The 4041-nt window shown below is 74.6% G+C and carries 3 protein-coding genes; 2 read left to right on the plus strand and 1 reads right to left on the minus strand.

Annotated features, from left to right (window positions below; all coding sequences use genetic code 11):
• Positions 1-1349 precede the first annotated feature (1349 nt).
• Both AOK09_RS11390 and AOK09_RS11395 read left to right on the plus strand, forming a co-directional pair.
• Complete coding sequence (locus AOK09_RS11390; protein WP_055587037.1) at positions 1350-2927, plus strand: restriction endonuclease; 1578 nt, start codon at positions 1350-1352, stop codon at positions 2925-2927.
• A gap of 176 nt (positions 2928-3103) precedes the next feature.
• A complete protein-coding gene (locus tag AOK09_RS11395) occupies positions 3104-3517 on the plus strand; it encodes a DUF6278 family protein (protein WP_055587038.1) in 414 nt (137 codons plus the stop codon).
• 7 nt (positions 3518-3524) lie between these two features.
• Here AOK09_RS11395 and AOK09_RS11400 read toward each other — a convergent pair.
• Positions 3525-4041, minus strand: a 517-nt coding sequence (locus AOK09_RS11400) for a hypothetical protein (RefSeq protein WP_217698417.1), incomplete at its 5' end; no start/stop codon positions are given.

The following is a 4041-nucleotide window of genomic DNA, read 5'->3' on the forward strand; positions in this document are numbered from 1 at the left end:
CCCCTGGCGGACCTGCCGCCGCTGCGGGTGCGCCCCCTCCCGGCGCCGTCCCCCGCCGGCGCCGCCGACCTGGTGGAGGAGGCCGCTGAGGAGCAGCAGGCGGGCGGTGAGGAGCTGCAGCGGATCCGCCGTCAGCTGCAGCAGGCCGAGCAACTGGAGCGCAGCCTGCTCGCCGAGGCCGATGACCAGTACGAGGCCCTGCGGCAGGCCCGCGNNCCGCCGCGGGCCCGGCGGCGGCCGACCCCGCCTCGGTGGCGGACGAGGCCGTCGACGACGAGAACGGCATCCCGGCGACCTTCGCCGACCTGGTCGCCCGGCTGGGCGAGTTCCCCGCGCTGACCTTCACCGGGGAGGCCAAGGAGACACTGGCCCTGGACGAGCAGAACGCCGGCTCCGGATGGGCCCGCCTCGCCTGGGACGGCCTGCTCGCCCTGCAGGACTACGCCGACGCGGCCGTGCACGGCCTGGCGCACGGCGACTTCAAGCAGTGGTGCGAGCACACCCCGCCGGGCTGCCACCCGTTCCCGCCCCGCAAGGCGGTACGCGGGGAGTCCCAGACCGTCTCCAGCAACGCCAAGTGGAAGAAGGAGCGGATGCTGCCGGTGCCGCCGACGGTGGATCCGTCCGGCCGTGCCTTCATGGGGGCCCATCTGCGGATCGGCGGCGGCGGGACCGCCCCCCGGCTGCACTACCTCGACGACTGCTCGGGCACCGGCCGGATCTACATCGGTTACATCGGCCTCCATCTCACCAACACCAGAACCAACTGACCGTTCCCGACGCAGGAGGCAGAGCATCGCGCCCGTGCCGTGGCTCCATGCCCGAAGCCGCACCGCCGCGGTCCACGGCACGGGCGGGGGCACCCTGCGCCACCTCGCCGGGAGGCCGACCGACGCCGCCCGGGCGCAATGAAGTTCTGCACGCACATGAAGCTCCGCAGTGAAGTTCTGCACAGTGAAGTCGTGCAGAGTGAGGGACGGTGTCCCCGGTGCCCGGAAGCCGCCCTGGGCTTCCGGGGCGACCCTCCGCGCCCCGGCGCATCCGCATCCATCCGGAAAGGTCTCCTGTGATCCCCCACAAAGCCCTCTCCGGACGGGAGAATGCCGGAGGGGCCGGCGAGCTGCGCTCATCACCGCATCGACGACGACCGCCACGACAACAGCGTCGTCATGCGCTCCGGAGGACGCACCGCAGGGCAAAACCGGACGCCACGGTCGACATGACGTGACGTCAGGTGCAGCACCGCAGGCATACGTCCCACCGGCAGACACACGCACGACGACGCACTGTACGAAGATGACGCACGACCGCGCGACCGGATGACACCGACCACGGGGGAGCGACCGCCGATGCAGTACCCGCACAGCCGTAGCAGCGGCCGCTTTCTCCATCTCCCGCGCCGCGACGCCTCCGAGTCCTCGGCCGAGGAGCCGGAGCGGTCGTCGGAGGCCGCCCCCGGCCACGGGGCCGACGACGCCGTGCGCTCCGCCACCCTGCTCACCAGGGAACGCACCGCGGTGGCCGCGGCGGAACTGGCCCGGTTCATGGATCTGCTGGACCGTGCCGCCAGGCCCGGCCCGGCGGTGGACTTCGACTCCCAGCGCCGCGTCTATGAACCACGCCCCTACGCCGGCCCCGATCCGGTGGGGCCGCCCAGGTGGGAGGACTACGCCCCGCCCGAGCCGCCGGATGCGGCGGCTGACGGGGCGGGAGGCGCGGACGGCGCGGACCCGGGGCCGGGCCGGCGACTGCTCGACCCCGCCTACCAGCGCGAACGGGCCGCGGCGCGGCTGCGCCACCAGCGGGCCCTGCGCGAGTGGCGGGAGCAGCAGGAACTGCTCGGCGGCGGTCGCACCGGAGGCCCGCAGGACCGGATCCAGCAGGACCGCATCGAGCACGAGCGCGCGGAGCTGGCCCGGGCCCGCGCCGTGGAGGAGTACAACAGCACCCTGGACGAGTGCCACCGCGCCTATCTGAACGCGGAGCCCGCCGCCGTGGAGTCGCTGCTGGAGCGGGCCCTCGCCGCCGCCGCACACGCCACCCCCGACCTTCCGGCGACCTGCCGGGCGGCCTTCCGCCCGCTCACCACCGTCGCCGTCCTCGACCTCGAACTGCCCTCCCCGCAGATCGTCCCCTCCGTGGCCGGCTACCGCCTCGGCCCCGAAGGCGGCGGACCCGAACCCGTGCCCAGGCCCGACAGTGAGCGTGCCACCCACTACCTCCAACTGGCCGCCCGGCTGGCGCTGCGGGCCCTGCACGCCGTGGCCGCCGCGGACCGTGACGAGGTGCTCGGCGGCGTCGTCCTCAACGGCTTCGTACGGGGTCCGGGCACCCCGCCCGGCGGCGTCTGCCTGCTGAGCGTGGACGCCGACCGGGAGGATCTGGCGCGTACCCGACTGCTGCCGCCCGGCCGGGCCCAGGAGACCGACCAGGAGGACGCGCTCGCGGTACTGCGTGCCCTGCCCTCGGTGATCACCCCGGACCCGTACGGCCCGGCGGGAGTCCCGCCGTACGCCACCGCGACCGCGGCGGTGCCCGCCCCCGCGGACCTGTCGCCGGTGGAGTTCGGTCTGCTGGTGCGGGAGCTGCTGGAGCACATGGGCCTGGCCGGCTGGTCACCGCGGCTGCAGGGCCGCGACGGGCTGGTCGCGGTGGTCGACGGCAGCGAGGGGTCCGCGCTGCCGGGTCGCTGGGTGGTGTGGGCGGCGCGTCGTCCCGGCGAAGTCGATCTGGATGCGGTGCGCACCCTCTCCGAAGCGGTCGCCGAGGAGCCGGCCGACGCGGGCCTGTGGCTGACCACCTCTCACTTCACCTCGGAAGCCGCGGAGTTCGCTGCCGCGGAGGAAGGCCTGCTGCTGATCGACGGCGAACGGCTGCGGCTGCTGCTCCGCACCCATCTGGACGGTGAGCTGGCGGAGGCGGGCTGACCTGCGGTTCCCGGTCCGGACGGTGCGGAAATGCCAGACTGGCCACCACAGGTGTCACCTCGGTGGCGGTTTCTCCCAGGCGCAGGGCGCGGCGGGGTGCCGACAGGGCGGCACCCCGGCAAGGCATTCCCTCCCCGGCTCGGGCCGGGAGGTCTCACACGAGAGGTCGGACGGACATGTGGCGGGCGAGGCGCGTGGAGACGGCCGGTGCGGAGCGGACCGGGGCTGCCGCAGGAGAGGGGATCGGTGAACTGCTGGCCGAGTGCGAGCTGTTGCGCGAACAGGCGGACGGGGCCGGCATCGCCCTGGACGACAGCCCGCAGTCGCTTGCCGCGCTCGACCAGATGCAGCCCCGCTGGCGGGACGATCCGGAGACGTCCGAGTGGCTGGGCAATGACGCGGGGCTCTATCTGGGCACCGTCATCGTGCGGACCGTGCCCGGCGCGGTCTGGCGGGTCTGGCCGCGCGGCAATCCGGTGGTGGTCCTCCCCGGCGGCCGGGAGCTGGATGTGGTGGAGATCGGTCACGGCTGGGCGGCCGACGGCTACCCGGAGCTCTCCGCCGCGTATGCCGAGGTGCGGGTCGACTGACGTGCCGTCATGGGTTCGCGGGGTCCGGCTGCCGGCCGCCGATGGTGGGATGCGCGGGCAGTGCGCCCACCGGCACCTGGAAGACCGCCACCGCCCGGAACGGCGCCAGGCACTCCCGGGGCGCGGCGGCCGTGCCCGTCCAGCGCACCGAGAGGTCCGTGCCGTCCGCCCACAGCTCGGCGCCCCGGGGCTGCCCGCAGCCCACGGCCGCTGTCACCGCGACCAGCGCCCGTCCCGGGGCGGGGAGCGGCTGGGCGTCACCCGGCCGTCCGACAACGGCCCGCAAGCGGTCGGCGATCTCGTGCTCCCCGCTCCTGTCGAACCACTGGGGGTAGCTGCGGGCCTGGGCCGGCGTGGTGAGCACGGAGTTCGCCCCACCGGAGATGCCGACCGCGGTGTGCAGATAGCTGAGCCCGGCATCCACCCGGTGGCGCCCCGCAGCCGGGGACGGCGATCCCGGCGGCGGTCCGGCCGGCGGTGGAGCCGAGGACGGTGACCCGGACGACGGTGACCCGGACGACGGT

It is taken from the genome of Peterkaempfera griseoplana (assembly GCF_001418575.1).
GTDB classification, from domain to species: Bacteria; Actinomycetota; Actinomycetes; order Streptomycetales; family Streptomycetaceae; genus Peterkaempfera; species Peterkaempfera griseoplana.